Origin of the sequence: Faecalitalea cylindroides ATCC 27803, assembly GCF_000469305.1 — a bacterium.
Taxonomy (GTDB): domain Bacteria; phylum Bacillota_I; class Bacilli_A; order Erysipelotrichales; family Erysipelotrichaceae; genus Faecalitalea; species Faecalitalea cylindroides.
Genome location: NZ_KI270978.1, coordinates 40,290 through 57,903, shown reverse-complemented (window position 1 = coordinate 57,903; position 17,614 = coordinate 40,290). Strand labels below are relative to the sequence as shown.

21 protein-coding genes are annotated in these 17,614 nt (G+C 34.3%); 10 read left to right on the top strand and 11 right to left on the bottom strand.

The features are described from left to right. Positions 1 to 186: 186 nt before the first annotated feature. Complete coding sequence (locus tag HMPREF0367_RS02670) at positions 187 to 459, top strand: DUF4176 domain-containing protein (RefSeq protein ID WP_035400932.1); 273 nt, start codon at positions 187 to 189, stop codon at positions 457 to 459. Between the two features lie 11 nt (positions 460 to 470). Here the strand turns inward: HMPREF0367_RS02670 and HMPREF0367_RS02665 are convergent, their stop codons facing one another. Next, entirely contained in the window at positions 471 to 1,382 is a 912-nt protein-coding gene (locus tag HMPREF0367_RS02665; RefSeq protein ID WP_035400929.1) for a peptidylprolyl isomerase PrsA family protein, read from the bottom strand. Continuing rightward, a complete protein-coding gene (locus HMPREF0367_RS02660; protein ID WP_035400926.1) occupies positions 1,382 to 2,401 on the bottom strand; it encodes a peptidylprolyl isomerase in 1,020 nt (339 codons plus the stop codon). Before HMPREF0367_RS02660 ends, HMPREF0367_RS02665 begins: the two co-directional genes overlap by 1 nt. A gap of 131 nt (positions 2,402 to 2,532) precedes the next feature. On the opposite strand from HMPREF0367_RS02660, the gene sufC reads away from it, so the two are divergent. Genes sufC through HMPREF0367_RS02620 form a run of 8 tightly spaced genes read left to right on the top strand, consistent with a single transcriptional unit; the run spans position 2,533 to position 9,406 of the window. After that, a complete protein-coding gene (sufC, locus tag HMPREF0367_RS02655; RefSeq protein WP_022355582.1) occupies positions 2,533 to 3,348 on the top strand; it encodes a Fe-S cluster assembly ATPase SufC in 816 nt (271 codons plus the stop codon). A 2-nt stretch (positions 3,349 to 3,350) separates the two neighbouring features. After that, positions 3,351 to 4,142: a SufD family Fe-S cluster assembly protein gene (locus HMPREF0367_RS09965; RefSeq protein WP_051335140.1), complete on the top strand. Its 792-nt coding sequence runs from the start codon at positions 3,351 to 3,353 to the stop codon at positions 4,140 to 4,142. Beyond that, positions 4,129 to 5,370 carry an aminotransferase class V-fold PLP-dependent enzyme gene (locus HMPREF0367_RS02645; RefSeq protein ID WP_035400922.1) on the top strand — a complete coding sequence of 414 codons (1,242 nt, stop codon included), beginning with the start codon at positions 4,129 to 4,131 and terminating at the stop codon, positions 5,368 to 5,370. The genes HMPREF0367_RS09965 and HMPREF0367_RS02645 overlap by 14 nt, the downstream gene beginning before the upstream one ends. Positions 5,371 to 5,386: 16 nt before the next feature. After that, entirely contained in the window at positions 5,387 to 5,830 is a 444-nt protein-coding gene (sufU, locus tag HMPREF0367_RS02640) for a Fe-S cluster assembly sulfur transfer protein SufU (protein WP_015535832.1), read from the top strand. Then, the gene (sufB, locus tag HMPREF0367_RS02635; protein ID WP_015535831.1) at positions 5,823 to 7,226 is read left to right on the top strand and encodes a Fe-S cluster assembly protein SufB; all 1,404 of its coding nucleotides are present in this window, start codon (positions 5,823 to 5,825) and stop codon (positions 7,224 to 7,226) included. The genes sufU and sufB overlap by 8 nt, the downstream gene beginning before the upstream one ends. Beyond that, positions 7,219 to 7,725 (top strand): 5-formyltetrahydrofolate cyclo-ligase, encoded by a 507-nt coding sequence (locus tag HMPREF0367_RS02630; RefSeq protein ID WP_049940557.1) that lies wholly within the window; start codon positions 7,219 to 7,221, stop codon positions 7,723 to 7,725. The genes sufB and HMPREF0367_RS02630 overlap by 8 nt, the downstream gene beginning before the upstream one ends. Beyond that, on the top strand, positions 7,716 to 8,342 hold the full coding sequence (locus tag HMPREF0367_RS02625) for a GDSL-type esterase/lipase family protein (protein WP_035400920.1): 627 nt from the start codon (positions 7,716 to 7,718) through the stop codon (positions 8,340 to 8,342). The genes HMPREF0367_RS02630 and HMPREF0367_RS02625 overlap by 10 nt, the downstream gene beginning before the upstream one ends. Then, positions 8,339 to 9,406, top strand: a complete 1,068-nt coding sequence (locus HMPREF0367_RS02620) for a hypothetical protein (protein ID WP_035400918.1) — start codon at positions 8,339 to 8,341, stop codon at positions 9,404 to 9,406. Before HMPREF0367_RS02625 ends, HMPREF0367_RS02620 begins: the two co-directional genes overlap by 4 nt. On the opposite strand, the gene HMPREF0367_RS02615 is transcribed toward HMPREF0367_RS02620, so the two are convergent. Genes HMPREF0367_RS02615 through HMPREF0367_RS02605 form a run of 3 tightly spaced genes read right to left on the bottom strand, consistent with a single transcriptional unit; the run spans position 9,403 to position 11,004 of the window. Continuing rightward, positions 9,403 to 9,867, bottom strand: coding sequence for an HD domain-containing protein (locus HMPREF0367_RS02615; protein ID WP_035400916.1), 465 nt, complete (start codon positions 9,865 to 9,867; stop codon positions 9,403 to 9,405). The genes HMPREF0367_RS02620 and HMPREF0367_RS02615 overlap by 4 nt on opposite strands. A gap of 17 nt (positions 9,868 to 9,884) precedes the next feature. Beyond that, on the bottom strand, positions 9,885 to 10,745 hold the full coding sequence (locus HMPREF0367_RS02610) for a Cof-type HAD-IIB family hydrolase (protein WP_035400913.1): 861 nt from the start codon (positions 10,743 to 10,745) through the stop codon (positions 9,885 to 9,887). 52 nt (positions 10,746 to 10,797) lie between these two features. Continuing rightward, complete coding sequence (locus HMPREF0367_RS02605; RefSeq protein WP_022355574.1) at positions 10,798 to 11,004, bottom strand: cold-shock protein; 207 nt, start codon at positions 11,002 to 11,004, stop codon at positions 10,798 to 10,800. 267 nt (positions 11,005 to 11,271) lie between these two features. Between HMPREF0367_RS02605 and HMPREF0367_RS02600 the strand changes: the two genes are divergently transcribed. Then, positions 11,272 to 12,714: a leucine-rich repeat domain-containing protein gene (locus HMPREF0367_RS02600; protein WP_035400910.1), complete on the top strand. Its 1,443-nt coding sequence runs from the start codon at positions 11,272 to 11,274 to the stop codon at positions 12,712 to 12,714. A gap of 64 nt (positions 12,715 to 12,778) precedes the next feature. Here the strand turns inward: HMPREF0367_RS02600 and HMPREF0367_RS02595 are convergent, their stop codons facing one another. The 6 genes from HMPREF0367_RS02595 to HMPREF0367_RS02570 form a co-directional block, all read right to left on the bottom strand. Beyond that, positions 12,779 to 13,441, bottom strand: coding sequence for a site-specific integrase (locus HMPREF0367_RS02595; RefSeq protein WP_148449350.1), 663 nt, complete (start codon positions 13,439 to 13,441; stop codon positions 12,779 to 12,781). 65 nt (positions 13,442 to 13,506) lie between these two features. Beyond that, positions 13,507 to 13,866, bottom strand: a complete 360-nt coding sequence (locus tag HMPREF0367_RS02590; RefSeq protein ID WP_015535826.1) for a tyrosine-type recombinase/integrase — start codon at positions 13,864 to 13,866, stop codon at positions 13,507 to 13,509. A gap of 158 nt (positions 13,867 to 14,024) precedes the next feature. After that, on the bottom strand, positions 14,025 to 14,720 hold the full coding sequence (locus HMPREF0367_RS02585) for a hypothetical protein (RefSeq protein WP_035400905.1): 696 nt from the start codon (positions 14,718 to 14,720) through the stop codon (positions 14,025 to 14,027). Between the two features lie 105 nt (positions 14,721 to 14,825). Further along, positions 14,826 to 15,263, bottom strand: a complete 438-nt coding sequence (locus tag HMPREF0367_RS02580) for a hypothetical protein (RefSeq protein WP_035400903.1) — start codon at positions 15,261 to 15,263, stop codon at positions 14,826 to 14,828. 74 nt (positions 15,264 to 15,337) lie between these two features. Continuing rightward, positions 15,338 to 16,660, bottom strand: coding sequence for an SNIPE associated domain-containing protein (locus tag HMPREF0367_RS02575; RefSeq protein ID WP_035400901.1), 1,323 nt, complete (start codon positions 16,658 to 16,660; stop codon positions 15,338 to 15,340). Positions 16,661 to 16,676: 16 nt separating this feature from the next. Next, entirely contained in the window at positions 16,677 to 17,393 is a 717-nt protein-coding gene (locus tag HMPREF0367_RS02570; protein ID WP_015535822.1) for a helix-turn-helix domain-containing protein, read from the bottom strand. Positions 17,394 to 17,614: the final 221 nt, after the last annotated feature.

Genomic DNA, 17,614 nt, shown 5'->3' with positions numbered 1-17,614 from the left:
GGAAGCAAGTATCGCATTTAATATTTTTGGTGTAAAAGTAACGCTGACCGGACAAGGTTCGCTTGGAAGTGCGGAAGCAAATTTTGAATATAGCCATCGTAACAGAGAATGGATCATTGGATCAAAACTTGGCTTTATCGCAGGCCTTGGTTTTAAGATACGAGTAAATTATTAGAAAGGAAATTTATGAGAGAATTATTACCACTTGGCAGTGTAGTGGCCTTATATAATGGAACAAAGAAGTTAATGGTCATCGGACGCATTCAAAAGGCAGTAGAATCCGATGAGGTGTATGACTATTCAGCTTGTCTTTGGCCTCAGGGATATATAAACAAAGACTACGTCTATTTATTTAATCAGGAAGATATACGCTGTCTATATCATATTGGACACCAGGATACAGAAGAGTTTAATTTTCGCTTTATACTGGATGAAGAAATGAAAAAAATCGAAAAATAAAGAGTCAGTCGTTATGACTGACTCTCATCTGTTTCGGATAATTCAGGAAATTCAACTAGATATTCTGGATTGTTTTCTCTTAAGTAATCAAATACAGTTTGATCATGAACTGTAAAATTATATTTGTTTAGATAGTATACAAGACACTGTGTGCTAAAGTCTGAACTTGAGCTTAGATTTTCAATGATCTGATCTTTGATGTTTTCGTAATCGTTATCCACTAAAATAGCTACATAAGCTGTTGTCGTTCCACTACCGCTCTCAGATTTGAAAACTTCATCGGCAACACCAGCATCTTCCTGTTTATACATTGTGTTGATCAAACGTGTTGGAAGATCTGTGGACTGCGTTGTAATAAGAACTTCTTCATTTGAATAGCTAGCAGAATCACTGGAATACTCTTCGTAGACCTTATCCAGTTCTGTTCCATCTTGAACCGCTTCAAGTGCTTTTTGGGCTGTTTTTTCATCGTCGCACTGAATGATCTTTACAACACTTGGCTTGTATTCACTGCGAATATCTGATTTTGCATCATCAAAGTATTTTTCGGTTAATTTCTCATATTGGGCATTTGGAATCAAGACTTTATCGATATAATCGTCTTTACCTTCATAACCCGCACTGATCAATTGATCTTCGATATCTGGAGTGTTGCTTTCTAATTCAGCATAGGAATCTTGTGCAGCCTGTTTGATTTCATCGCCACGGCCAATTTCTTCATCTAAAATAGCTTGACGAATCAATTCAACGCTCATGTTGCCACCGCTGGCTGCTTTTAAAAGATCATATAAATCACCTTTTGTGTATGTCGTATCTCCAATTGTCATAATAGATTCGCTGGAATCAGAAACAGTGGATTGGGCACCTCCACAACCTGTCAATAATAAGGCTGTACCTAACAGAAGTAGAGCTTTTCTTTTCATTATTCATTCTCTCCTTTCTGTGTGCTGATATAATCTTCAATTTTCTTCTGAACATCTTCATCGTTAAATTTAATGTCTAAGTTTTTTGCGTTTTCTTCAACGATCGTTACAGATAATCCTTGATTATTTTGTAAGAATGCATATAGCAACTGATCTGTCACATCCTCGTTTTTAGATTCATGGATCTTTTCGATATCTGTTTCATCGACATGAACTTTATATAGGCTGATAGCTCCTGTTGTTGAATCTGTAACAGTGATCCAGTCACTTGTTTGTCCTTTTTCCAACTCAAGTGCAGCTGAGATCACACTAGAATCGAGTGTAGTTGAAGAACTGGAAGAATTCGAATCGATATATCCATAGAAACCATCATTAGCTGCGGTTGTCTCATCTTCTGAGAATGCGGTTGCGGCATCCGCAAAGCTTCCGTCTTCTAGAGCCTGATCAATATTGTCTTTCTTTTTCTGTTCATCATCTGTTAATTCATCTGCGTCTGTTACACTCATAGAGATGATCGATACAGTTCGAGGACTGACACTTTCTACAGCTTTCTTATATTCGTCAAAATGTTCATCGACATAAGCTTTATTCATTTCTTTTTCTTTTACGCTGGTAAGGCAATAATCATCCAAGTCATCAATAGACTTATAGCCATAACTAGCTAATTCAGCTGCAAGACTTGCTTCATAATCGGTGCTGTTTGATTGTGCATTAGTACGAATTGTAGATTCAAGGGTGCTTGCGTCTTCTCTTAAGCTGTCTGTTGTTTCAATTGTCTGGTTAATAACAGCATTGCGATACATATTGTATAAAAGCGTACTGTCAAAACTTTCAAGTTCATTATAAAGATCGTCAGCCGTAACATCTGTACCATCAATGCTTGCGACAACTTCTTTACCATCCATTGTTTTACCAGATACGTTATAACGATTGGCATCAAAAATAAAGTATCCAATAAATGAAATTAGAATAACGGCAATTACGACAACAAACCAGTTATTCCTTAAAAATTCACCCATATTAGTTCCTCCTTTGAAAATCTTCTAAATTATACGAAAAATCGCTATAAATTGCAATGAAACCCCAAATCGTATTAATTGAGATTTAAAGGAAAGTTTGTTATTATAGTATAACGAAAAGAGGAATACATATGTCAGAATTAGTGATTAAAGATCTACATGTTTCTGTAGAAGATAAAGAAATATTAAAGGGCTTGGATCTAACGATCAAAAGCAAAGAAAGACACGCTCTAATGGGGCCAAACGGAAATGGGAAAAGTACTCTATTAGCTGCCATTATGGGAAATCCAAAATACACTGTCACAAAAGGATCAATTGAACTTGATGGACAGGATGTTTTAAACATGGAAGTGGATGAGCGCAGCAAGGCTGGTTTATTTTTGGGAATGCAGTACCCTAGTGTAGTTTCCGGGGTAACCAATTCAGATTTTTTAAGAAGTGCCATCAATGCTCGTCAGGAAAAACCTATCTCTTTATTCAAATTTATCAAAGAAATGGATAAAGCAATCGAACAGTTGCAGATGAAACCGGATTTGGCTCATCGCTTTTTAAATGATGGTTTCAGTGGTGGTGAAAAGAAACGTAATGAAATCGTTCAGATGATGATGTTAAAACCATCAATTGCGATGTTGGATGAAATTGATTCTGGTTTGGATGTGGATGCCTTGAGAATTGTAAGCGATGCGATCATCAAAACGCAGGAAGAAACAGATATGGGCTTATTGATCGTGAGTCATTATGCTCGCTTCTATGAATATTTAAAGCCAACTCATGCACATGTTTTATTGGATGGAAAAATTGTTGTGTCTGGACAAGCAGATCTTGTTGATAAAGTTGATCAGGAAGGCTATGAATGGATCGAAAAAGAATTTGGTGTTTTTGCTAATAAGGAAGATAAAAAACAACCAATTTCTCTTGGTTCATGCGCCGTTAAAAAGGTGGCGTAGTTATGGAAAGAACATTTCAGGATACATTTAAAGAACAATTAAGTTCTACAAATGAAAAAACAATTCTAAATGTCCTTTCTCAAGCTTCAGGATCTTTGTTTTATGAAATTACAGAAGCAACTGATATAGATTTAGAGATTTGTATTGAATCCTCTGCTAATCTAAAGCTTTTTGTATTGAATCAATCCAATGGGGATGTAAATCTGAACTTAACGATCCACGTTGATCAGGATGCAACTTGCCAGATGGGTCTATTGGATCTTCAAGATGGCAAATTCAATTGGAAACAATATGTGGATTTAAAGAAAGCAGGAGCAGAGTTTAGTATTTTATCTGGCCAGTTGTGTATGCCGGATACGACAAAGATCTGTTCAATGGAAGTATGCCATGAAGATGGCAATACATTTGGACAGATGCAGAACTTTGCGGTTCTTTTTGATCGTGCTCAATATGAAATGGTTGCCAATGGAAATATCAAAAAAGGATGTGCCCAGGCACAGTCTCATCAGACAACAAGAGTTTTAACATTAGGAAAAGACCATACTGCAAAAGTGATTCCTTTGTTGTTGATTGATGAAAATGAAGTAAAGGCAAGCCATGCTCTTTCAATTGGACAGCCAGATGAGGAACAACTTTATTACTTATGTTCAAGAGGTCTTTCTAAACAACAGGCGATGGGTCTGTTGAGCGTTGGGTATTTCTTGCCCGTTCTTGATCTTGTCGAAGATAAAGAACTTTACGAATCCTTAAGAACCTACATGGAAAGCAAGGTGGGATTATATGGACGTCAATAAGATCCGTGAAGATTTTCCCATCCTTTCAAGAAAGATGAATGATAAACCTTTGGTTTATCTTGATAATGGGGCAACTACACTTAAACCTCAATGCGTAATTGATGCAGTATGCAATTATTATACATACCTTGGAGCAAATGCTCATCGAGGCGATTATCAGATGAGTGCTCAAGTGGATGAAGCATTTGAGAATGCTCGTATCACAGCTCAAAAGTTCATTAATGCCAAATATAAAGAAGAAATCGCTTTTACATCAGGTTCTACGATGGGATTAAATGAAATTGCGATCATGTTGACACAACAGGTATTAAAGTCTAATGATGTTGTATTAACTTGTGAGAGTGAACATGCTTCAAATATCCTTCCCTGGCAGCAGGCTGGAATAGCTAAAAATATCCAAGTAGAATACATAGAACTTGATCATGAAGGTAAAGTTACGATCGAGGCGGTTCAAAACGCTATTCATGATGGTGTTAAGATCATTACTTTGGCACATGTTTCAAATGTATTAGGCTTTGAAGCTCCTATTGAAGAAATTTGTAAGTTAGCTCATGAAAAAGGCATTATCGTTGTGGTTGATGGAGCGCAGAGCACCCCTCATATCGACATTGATGTACAAAAGCTGGATTGTGATTTTTTTGTGTTCAGTGCACATAAATTGTGTGGTCCAACAGGTGTTGGTGTGATGTATGGAAAGAAAAAATGGATGGATATGCTTGAACCGGTTTTCTTTGGTGGAGAAAGCAATGCTCGTTTCAATAAATGTGGTGACTTGATTTTGAAAGAGAGTCCACTTAAATTTGAAAGTGGGACCCAGCCAATTGAAGGTGTGATTGGGATGGCTGCCGCTATGGATTACCTACAAAAAATTGGCAAGGATAATATCCATGCCCATGAAGTGATGTTAAAAGAGTATTTCTTGGAACAAGTCAAAGATTTAGACAAAGTAATCATATATAATGCGAATGCTAAAAGCGGAATATGTACCTTTAATATCATGGATAAAGGAAAGATGTTGTTTGCACAGGATGTAGCTGGATACTTAGATTCACTTGGAATTGCAGTACGATCAGGACAACACTGTGCTAAATTATTGCCGGATATATTACATACGCCGGGAACGTGTCGAGCCAGCTTCTATATCTACAACACAAAAGAAGATGTCGATAAGCTCGTTGAAGGATTAAAGAATGCCACAATTGAAAATTGTGTAAATATTTTCTTTTAAAGGAGGCAAAAGTTCTATGGCTTTAGATCCAACAATTTTAAGAGATATAATCATGGATCACTATGAATATCCTAGAAATAAAGAATTAACAGAAAAAGATGGATACATGTCTAGACACATGGCTAGTGATTCATGTATTGATGATATAACAGTACAGTCAAAGATTGAAAATGGGATTATTGAAGATGTACGTTTCGATGGAGTTGCCTGCACGATTTCGACTGCATCCACTTCTATCATGACGGAACTTGTCAAAGATAAGTCCATTGAGGAGGCCAAAGAAATCATCGATAACTATTTTAAGATGATCGATCAACAGGAATATGATGAAGATCTTCTAGAAGAAGCTGTTGCTTTTTCAGGAGTAGGAAAACAGGCAAATCGTATTAACTGTGCTACGATTGGTTGGAAAGCCTTACGTGATATGATCAATGAAAGTGAGGAGAAAGACCATGAGTGATTCAAAGAACCTGGATTTGAAGAATGAATACGAATATGGTTTTCATGACGAAGACGTCAGTGTCTATAAAACAGAAAAGGGATTAAATGAAGAAACTGTACGCATGATCTCTAAGATCAAAAATGAACCGGAATGGATGTTGGATCTAAGATTAAAGGCGTATCATTCTTTCGTGGAACAGAAAAATCCTAACTGGGGACCTGATTTAAGCCAGATCAATTTTGATGATTATACATATTACATCAAACCAAGTGATCGCCAGCAACAAAACTGGGAAGAAGTACCTGAAACAATTCGAAACACATTTGATCGTTTAGGAATCCCAGAAGCAGAACAGAAATATCTTGCCGGTGTTTCCACACAATACGAAAGTGAAGTCGTATATCACAATATGTTGGAAGAAGTGGAAGAAAAAGGGGTAATTTTCTTAGATACGGATACGGCTTTAAAAACCTGTCCAGATATTTTTAAAGAGTATTTTGGAAAAATCGTGCCATATACAGATAATAAGTATGCTGCCTTGAATACAGCTGTTTGGTCAGGTGGATCTTTTATCTATGTTCCTAAAGGCGTAAAACTAGAGAAACCACTACAGTCATATTTTAGAATCAATTCTATGCAGATGGGACAGTTTGAGAGAACTTTGATCATTGTCGATGAAGGAGCAGATGTACATTATGTTGAAGGCTGTACAGCGCCTATTTATTCAAAAGATTCTCTTCATGCTGCCGTTGTAGAAATCTATGTACATAAAAATGCGAAATGTCGTTATTCTACAGTTCAAAACTGGTCAAGCAATATCTTGAATCTAGTAACCAAAAGAGCAAAGGTATTTGAAAATGGGCATATGGAGTGGATTGATGGAAATGTTGGTAGTCATATCAATATGAAGTATCCAGCTTGTATTTTAGCAGAACCTTACGCAAAAGGAACGACGATTTCAATTGCGGTTGCCTCTAAAAACCAGATTCAGGATGCCGGCAGCAAGATGATCCATTTGGCAGATCATACGACTAGTACGATCGTATCTAAATCGATTGCACGCAATGGTGGGGAAGTTAACTATCGTGGATGGGTCAATCATTCACCTAAAGCAGCGCATGCTAAATCTAAAGTAGAGTGTGATACTTTGATCTTAGATAAAGTTTCTCGTTCGGATACAATTCCTTTAAATATCTTTAAGAATGACACTTCACAAATTGAACATGAAGCGACTGTATCGAACATTAGTGAGGAACAGTTATTCTATTTGATGAGCCGCGGTTTATCTAGAGAAAAAGCTACGGAAATGATCATTATGGGCTTCTTAGAACCATTTACACGTGAGCTTCCAATGGAATATGCAGTTGAGCTAAATCAATTGTTGAAATTAGATATGAGTGATTCTATTGGATAGAAAAGTATTGATTCAAAAAAGAAATCAAATTCAATCACCTATAAGAGAAGAAAAAGAAAAGGCCATAGTGGAAACACTGAAGCCTTTTTTAAAAGGAAATATAGGTTTATATGTACCTATAAAAGGCGAAGTGGATATCTTTAGACCATTTAAACATCTATCTGTGTATCTTCCGGTTGTGACATCTAATACAGATATGGAATTTGTTAAGTATGAGGATAACTTACAAAAAGGTTCTTTTGGTGTCCTAGAGCCTGTAGGAACTTTTATAGATAAGAATCTAATGGATGTAATCGTTGTACCTATGGTTGGATTCAATCATACAATTCGAATGGGTTACGGAAAAGGCTACTATGACCGATATCTGAAAGATTTTTGTGGCTTGAAGATCGGAGTTGCCTTTGATATACAGGAGGATCTATCGATCTTAAAAAAAGCGCATGATGTAGAGATGGATATGATCATTACCGAAACAAGGAGGATCTTAAAATGCGAATAATGTTTTTTGGCGACAGCAATACATGGGGATATGATCCAGAAACAAGTCTTCGATTTACAAATCGATATACACAGCTTATTCAAAGCGAGTTAAACGATGATGTGATCATAGAAGAAGGCCTAAATGGAAGAACGCTTTGTCAAAACGATCCCTATGATCCAGATCGTAACGGATGCTTGGATATTAAACGCTGTATAAAATCGCATTTGCCTTTAGATATTCTTGTCATTATGTTAGGTACCAATGATGCGAAAAGAATGTATAATACAAATGTATATTCTTTGGAAAAAGGAATGAATGCTCTTTTGGATAAAGTTTTTGATCCATCACTGTATAAAAAGGGATTTGATATTCCTAAGGTATTGATCGTATGTCCGCCACGAATGAATCCATCCTATATCAAGGATCCTAAAACATTTGCCAACTTTGGTAAAGAAGGATTTAACATGATAGAAGAGGCAAAGGATTATTTAGCTGAAGTGGCCAAATCATACGGTGTTGATTTTGTTGACACAAAGATCATGGCCGGCGATTATGATGGTTTACATCTACAAAGCAAAGAGCATAAAGAATTAGCTGAACAGTTAATCATTAAAATAAGAGGGATGAAATCATGAGCGCATATACGAACTCGATAAAATTTTGGGAAAGTTTTCAAAAGGTACAGGAAGAATTAAAGAAATGTCTTTCTTTAAAGAAATATGAACGATTAAATGAGCTTGTAGAAGGGTTGGATGAAGAAGTCTATAGTTATACAGGCGCTCATTTCTTCGTTGAGAATCTATACGATGAGTACGAAATGACTTTTGACACAGGTCCAAATAAAACAACACAATATCTTTGTTCCTTGTTTTCTAAAACGGCTCCAGAGTCTATTAAAAAGTCTTGGATCATTAATGCCTGTCTTCCACCACTTTCGCAAAAAGCTATACAGGCAGAAGTGCAAATCAAAGATCAGTCTTATACTCTGACAGATTTTCATGTGTTTTATAAAGTTGTAGAAAATACTCAGACCATTGCATGTCAATTATATTGTCCAGCCTATCAACAGATTAAGAATCCAGAAAATAAAAAAGAAATGAGCATGTATTTAATTGAGTTGGCAATTGGGCAATGTGCATATGAAGCTTACTTGTCTTCTGTGGATTTTTTAGATGTTCCACCTGAAGAAGATCAGCCTTTCTGTAATTTGGTGGATTTATTCGAAAAAATAATGGATATCGTAGAAAAGAACGAATGGAAAGAATATAACAGTCCATTGGAAATCTACTCTGTCTATCAGCCAATTCAGGATATTGGACATGATTCTTTACGTAAGGATATGAAATATATCTTTACTACACACCCTTTGTTGATTGAAGAGACAATTGAAAATAAAAAAGATGTGTTGTTGGATCTTTCCAGCAAAGATGGTGAATATGGATTTGTCTATTTTTCCAATATGTTCCACAATAAAGAAGATGCATTGTTTAGACAGAGTCTATCAAAACAATTAGATGATCAGATTTCTAAATTGAATGCAGGAAAGGTGATTGGCGGAGCAATTGGAAAAAGCTATTCTTATATTGACTGGATTGTTTATGACAAGACGAATTTCATAAAGGCTTTGGAAAGTGCAAAAAAACAGCTCAATAAATCTGTTGAGCTGCATTATGAATCATTTAATGATATCTTAGATTAGTTTTGAATATCAGCGCAGGCATCCAGCAGGCGCTGTTTTCTTATACCTTTTAATTCCATATCAGGATTTTCTAAAAAGCGTGCCAGCACATCGGCATCTTTTAATAGTTCACAAAGAGGGGAATCATAGATCTCTTTTTTAGAATGCTGACCAATCGCAAAACAGATATCATCAATTTCGTTGACCTTGAACATCTTTGTTTCACTTAAGTATTTATGGGCATAAATACTGGATAGTTTTGCGTGCTGACTATGAGGACAATTATCGATAAATTGCGCATAATCATGAAACAAGGCGGCAATTTTTGCCTTTTCCGGTTTGATTCCGCGGCTTATTGCCAAAAAGGTGATGCATGTATCGACACTTGCAGTGTGGCTGATAGCAGCTATGCGCAAGGGTTCATATTGAATTTCTGCAAATTTTGAGTATACGTAATCTTTAACTAGTTCATATCGTCTCATTTTGTTCACCTATACTATTATACGATGATTTCTTTTAAAGCGGGAATTTTTTCGTATAAAGTATGTGCGATACCATCGTTTTCATTGGATAACGTAATTTCATCTGCAATTTCCTTGAGTTCATCAACTGCATTTTCCATAGCAATCCCATGTCCGGAATAGGTAAGGATCGAAATGTCGTTTTGACCATCACCAAAGGCTATTACTTCTTCTGGTTTGATGTGGATAGGGCGTAAAATGGCATCAAGTGCTTTTGCCTTGTCGATACCTTTGGCCGTAAATTCAAAATAGAATGGACTGGTAAACATACAAGAAAATTCATCTTTAAAAGGTTCTTTCATCTTTTGATAGTTTTCCAGCAGATAGTCTGGATCAGCAAAGGTTAAGATCTTATTGAGGCGAAAATCTACAAATTCACTTAAATCATCAACTTCGCAGAGTTTATAGTTACCACCTCTAGATTCGTATTCCATGACATTAAATGGTTTGTTATCCAATGTGATCCAACCATCAAATACGTTGGTTACATACATATAATCATCTTTATCAATCATAGGTCGTACACGAACAAAATGTTTAAGATGATCCAATATTTTCTTTGCCTCTTCAATACTTAAAGATTGATTAAACAAGATTTCATCTGTTTGACAATCAAGACCGATGGCTCCATTATATGAGACAAAATATCCATGATTCTGGTCCATTTCTAATTCATGGGCCAATTTTCTCAACCCTTTAGTCGGCCTGCCAGAGGCTAGGATTAATTTGATTCCCATAGCCTGGGCTTTTAATAAGGCTTCTTTTGTCATTGGTGTTATTTCTTTTTTGTCATTTGTTAAAGTTCCGTCAATATCCAGTACGATAGCTTTAATGCTCATTTTTTTGCTCCTTTTAAATAAATAAAAAAGCACTTATGTGCTTTTTGTAGGTTTACTCAGTAACAACTGTTACGTTGTTAGCTTGCTGACCGCGATCGCTTTCAATTACATCGTAGGTAACAGTTTGTCCTTCTTCAAGAGTTTTGAACCCTTCTGCATTGATTGATGAATAATGAACAAACACGTCTTTGCCTTCTTCGTTAGTAATGAAACCATACCCCTTTTCGGCATTAAACCATTTTACTTTTCCTGTGCTCATACATTTACCTCCTGGATTATTGCCATGAATTATGATTGTTTTGATAGATAGGGGTGTATTGTTTATACATATATCTAGGCAATCTAATAAATACTGATAATCCTCTACACACTATTATTTTAGCATTCATAGTCCGTTTTGTCCATGTTTTATGCAGGGGCTTACAGGAATGAAAAGAGTGAGAAATGTTAATAATTTTTTAGAAAAAATAGATAGTCACTTGTGCTATTTTTTACTATAATTAAGATATATGAAGGAGGAATCATTATGTTAATTCCTGATGAAAATCTTGGGTATGTCGTTTCTAGAACTTTACGAGTTAAGCCGCATGAACTGACCCCTGAATTGATGACAAAAATTACACGTTTAGAAGCACCTAATCATGAGATTCGCTCACTAGAAGGACTGCAATTTGCAGAGAATCTTGAATATATGGATGTTTCAAATAATCAGATCGAAACTTTAGATCCTATTCGTGATCTAAGAAACCTTGAAATTCTTGATGTTTCCAGCAACCAGTTAAGAGATATTCAGGCACTTCATGGATTTAGACAATTAAGAAAGTTGAATATTTCCAGAAATAATTTATATACGATGGATGTTTCGTCAATTGCAGCCATGATTGATCTTGAATCTTTGAATCTTGAAAAGGCAAAGGTCGATTCATTAGAATATCTGGAAAGGTGTAAGAAACTTCAGGAAGTAAGTATCAATACGGAAAACGGTCCTTTTAGTTATGCAATCTTAGGAACGCTTAAACAGCTGAAAAAATTGAATATGCGAGGTATGCGATTATTCAATATCGAGGATTTGACATATTTATCAAGTGTAGAAGTATTGGATCTTTCAACAAATTTAATGAGCGATTTATCTCCGCTGTTGTCAATGGAGAGCTTAACAGAATTAAATCTTTCAAACTGTCCTTATATCAGTGACTATTCCGTTTTAACTCAATTTCCAAATCTTAAGAAATTAAATATTTCTTTTAATAAAACAAAAGACTTTAGTTTCTTAAAAAATTTATCTAGTCTGGAAGAACTGGCAATGGAACAAACTGGATTCAGTGATATGACTTTATTGAACCAAATGAGTAATCTAAGAAAACTTGATGTTTCAAAAAATGAATTAAGCAATGTTCATAAATTCAAAAATGCTTCAAATTTAGTTGAATTTAGGGCGAGATTCTGTCAGTTAACAGATATTGATTTTTTGAAGAAAGCTAAGAAACTAGTCACATTGGATTTGTTCTCAAACCGCATTCAAGATATTTCATTATTGAAAGGGGCAAATGAAATGGTGGAATTGAATGTAGGTAGAAACGCAATCAAAGATATCACTTGTCTAAAAGATATGAAACAATTGGAAATCCTTTCCTTAGAAAACAACAATGTTACCGATATTACACCATTAAAAGAATTAGAGAATTTATGTGATGTTGATCTTTACAATAATATCATTACAGATTTAAGACCGTTAACAAATTTGAAACTGATCTCTTATTTAAGATTGGACCATAACGCGATCACAGATTTGAGCCCTTTGGCTAATTTACGCTTTTTACGTTCATTGACATTGAAGGCAAACTACATAACGGATGTAAGTCCATTAAAAGATCTGACTTTGTTAGAGGCTCTTAGATTGGATGATAATCCTATCGAAGATACTTCTGTTCTCGAAAGCATGGAGTTCTATGAAAAGTATACAAAATAATTAAAAAGTCCTTTAAATAAAGGACTTTTTAATTATAAAAATTATTCAATATCTTATTTATGTCTTAAAAATCAGAAATTGCATTTAAAATGTCCCGCTCATCTGTGTCTAATAAATGCCCGTAAATATCTAAAGTTATTTGAATTGAAGAATGTCCTAATCGCTTGGAAATTTTATAAGGATTGATTCCGGCTTCTATCAAATTTGAGACATGACTATGTCTTAATGAATGTATTTTGAATCTATTTATATTTAATTGATCACAAATTATGTTTTTACTTCGCCTTAAAGATTCTGGTTCTAATTGCTTTAGACCGCCGAAAATAAACCACGAATCATCAAATCTTGGCATTACTGAATACTTATCATATTGTTCTTTAATAATATCAATCGTCTTTTGGTCGATAGCAATTTTACGAATTGAATTTTTTGTTTTTGGTGTCTGCCAAGATTTTAACTTTTGAAAATACTGTTTATTAATATGAATAAATTTTCCATCAAAATCTTTAAAAGTTATGGATAAAGCTTCTGAAATCCTGGTTCCAGTCATATATAAAAACCAAAATACATTTGCATATTCTTTCCATAAACCATTTCTATAATCACACATAGCTTTATAGAATAATTTAAATTCTTTAGGTGTTACTATTTCTAATCCAGTTGAAGGCTTTTCCTGTGGTTTTTGTAAAGGATACATTTTTTTAAAAGGATCGTTTTGAACATCCAATTGTTTTTGAGCGAAGTGAAATATAGTTTTGAAGTTTGTTAAGATTGTTTTTTTAGAACTGTAAGTTAGCTTTTGCTTTTTTTTGATTCGAAAAAGGTATCAACATCAACGCTCTTTATGTTTTCGATTTTTATATCATGAAAAGGAGACAACATGTTAATATACACTTTCTTTGTATAGCATGTTGTTGGTTTTAACCTTCTATAATTTTGTTCCATCCAAAGATCACATACTTCTTTGAATGTTAAATTACAATAAGGCTCATCTTTTTTTCTTTGAATAAAAACAGACTCTTCTAAAACAGCTTCTTTTTTTGTATCAAACCATTTAGAATTTTTCTGCTTACGAGACCCATCAATAGCTTTATAGTATGTTCTATATTGCCATTGTTTCTTTCCATTATGCATTCTTGAATAAATTGCCATAAGTACTCATCCTTTCTTTTTCTTGTATATTTTGTTAAAATGAGTACATAAAAAGATATATGGTTGGTACCCATTCTTTTTATGTACAAGGTGTATTGCCGTACACCTCTTTAACAACCTTCAGCATTGCCAGTGCTGGAGGTTTTTTTATTTTGATTTCATTTTTTTGTTAATATCAGGACTCCAGCAATAATGCACAGGATTAATTGAACTCCCACATTTAGAAATGCAGAAGGGAATAATATTATTGAAAGTAGATATAATCCTGCAGCGATGAAAGCTACGATCCAATTTTTTGATAGAGCACCAATAAAGTTTGCGACCGCAGCAATGACTTCACAAATGAAGAATGGTAGCATTGCTCTTAATGCGATATAAGTGCCGAGTTCCGCTCCTGCATCTGCCCATGCATTACCAGTGTCAACAGGCGTGGTCGCAGCGGTGTAGAATATATAGAACATATATACCGCATAACCAATGCTTAGAATTGCTGAAATAACTAGCAAGATAAATGCAGCAGTATGTTTTTCCTTGAAAACTTCTTTTTCCAGTTCTTCAACCGATTCATCATCCACTACAGGTGGAGGAGTTGTGTTGTTTAAAACATTCCTGTTTATAACTTTAATCAATGCTGATGCTTCTTTTTTGAATTGCTCATCAAACGGAATGGTATAAGTAGATACAGTCCCATTTTCATTAATAACACGAGCAATGATTTCTGTTCCGTCTATTTTGATACTTTTTAAATCAGTATAATTTATAGTGATTTGATCAAGGCTTTCTAAAGGAGTGAAAGTAAAACTATCGTCCCTAAAAATGTTTTCTATACCATCATTTAATATTATTCTTTTCATAATCAAATTCTTCTTTCCTTTATCCAAAATTCTTTATATGTTTTGTATGTTATAATCTTATTAGGCTTCGGTATCCCGCGTGGACCGAGGTTTTTTTATTTGCGATTAATATGCAGAAGCTCTGGACATATATGCATCTTGAATTTTGTTGGCTTCGCTCATATAAACATTCTGAAGTTGGTTTGCCCATTCTTCATACACTTCATATTCATCACCTTTGTCATACATGATTTCTGCCATTTCTGATACACCATCATTACAAATTTTAGCTAAATCTTGAACTTTGTTATTGGATATTTCAGCTAATGACTCAATACTGCCATCTGAAGCATCTGCTTCCGTATTAAATTCGTTAATCAAATTAGGTACTGCATTTTGAATCTGAAGTGTATAATCCGATAAAACACTTTCATACGTTTTTTCTACCTTTTCAGGTTCTTGCGTAACTACTTCTCCAGATGTTTCACTTGAATTAGATTCACCACACGCCACCAATGAGAAGGCCAATGGCACACACGTAACTACAATTAATAATTTTTTCATAATCTTATCCTCCTCCGCATTTTCGCGGTTAAAACCTTAGTAATACTCTGATATATCATCTGGGTTCATGCGGTTTATTTATTCATTGCTTTTCTGAGCATCAAAGATTCTCTGTATTGTTCAGCTTCAGGAACATCTTTAATTTCAATCATTTTTTCTTGATGTTTTTTTACTTCTTTTTTGATTTCTTCTAAAGTAACGTTAAAGAATTCTTTTCGGTTATTTACTAGGTTTACTTTTTTATCTTCAAAGGCTTTATGTAACGCATTTTCTAGTGCAGGAGCATCATCAGAAAAAATCATAGCATGAACATCAAAAGTAAACGGAACTGAAGCGTCCCCAAGTTCATCAACACGATCTTGAGGGTCTAAACGACGAGTCATTCCAATTTTATAGATGTTTTCTCCGAAAGATCCAATATTTGAAATAACGTATACATATCCAGCTCTTTGATTCGATTGTCTGTAATCGATATCTTGTAAATTCTTATTTATTTCTTCTAAGTGATTATCAATGTCTTTTATTTTGTTTACAATATCTTCTTTTTGCGAGTCTTCAGCTGTTGTTAATTCTTTTAGATATTTTTCTTTTGCAGTTTGATAATGAGTTTGTTCTTTTTGAATTTTTTTGCGTTCAGCCTCTATTTCTTTTTGAAGTTTTGCCTGTTCACGCTCTTCAGCCCTTTGTTCTCTGAGAATTTCTTTCTCTTCTTGTTTCTTTTGACGATACTCATGAACTAATTCAAGTTCTTGAATTTTTAAATTTATATATTCAGGTCGTATCTCAATTTTATTTCTAATATTTAATTTATTGATAGTATTAGCAGATTTATAGATTTGATCTTTAATTTTTTCAATGTTATTGTATTTTACTTTGTCAATAATTGAATCACATTCATAATTGAAAGCACGCATCACCATCTTCATGTTATCGTTGTTCATTGCACGGCCTTTTGATTTACTACCATCTAATGTCCAACCATCAAAATAATTCATAGCAGTTTTTTCTTTAATCATCTTTTTTTGTAATAATCGGTTACCGGTAATACGTTCTTTATATTGTTCAGATGAAAGACAATCATAGTGAGGTTTATAAATTCCAAAATCCTGTAAATTTATTTCTTCTGAAATGTCAAATAACTCACTTCTTTTTGAATTCACTTCTGAATTTAACGCGTTTATAGATTTTTTTAAATTTTCTATCTTTTTACTGTAATCCGCTAAATTATTTTCAAACTTACTTTTTTCTAATTCATATTCATTTTTTAATTCTGTAATATGATTTTTAATTTTTATAATATCTGATGCACCAAGATCATCAATTATTTTTTGTAATTTTGTATTTTGTTGTTCTAATTCAGAAATACGTTGTAATTCTTTTTTATTAAAAAGTCCCATTGTTTGTCCCTCTTCCTTAATACAAATCAGAAATATTATCTGGATTCATGTGCCAGATCACGCGGCCTAAAATATATATTTGATCTTCATCAGTGTTTATGATAATTGGTTGGTGACCTTTATCCGTACTATCCGGCATCAATGTCACTTGACTATCTCCGGGATATAACCTCTTCACTGTAGCATCTCCATTAAGCCAAGCCACAACGATAGTTCCTTCTTTTAGCACTGTATCTGGAACTTCTTCAGCTACTACGATAGATCCATCCTGAATAACATTGTTCATACTAGTTCCATTTACCTGAAAGGCATGGAGCCTTTTTTTACGATTCTGGAACTTGATTGGAACATACACCACAGCATCTGGTTCTGCTTCTAATAATTCAGTAGGTGATCCAGCTGATAGATTGGTACAGTAATGAAGAGGGAAGTAATCATCAAAGATGATATTTACTTTAGATAAAGTTTCGACTTGGTCCTTGTTTAAGGATTCTCTAGCTTTAGAAATTACATCCAAATAATCTAATCCTATTTGATCACAAATCATTTTTAAAACATCCATTTCGATTCGTGAATTGCCATCTTCATATCTTTTGAGAGTTGATTTTGTTTTAATTCCACCAATTAAATCAGATAGAGTGTCTAAGCTGATGCCTTTTCTTGTTCTGCCTTCTTTTATCTGCTTACCGATAGATACATAGAGCTCCATATCGATTATATTTTTTTCTGGCATTTTATCACTTCCTTATATCTCAATTTCATTGTACCAAAAAAATGGTAAATATCAACAAAATATTGTTGCATTTATTTGAAACAGAGTGTATATTATAAGTGTGCCAAATATATGGCACACAAAAAGAGAAAGGAGAGAATATGTAATGGACAAATATACTCCTGAGCAAGCAAGACGCTTAAGAGGTATTTCTCAAGCAAAAATGGCATCTTTATTAGGTA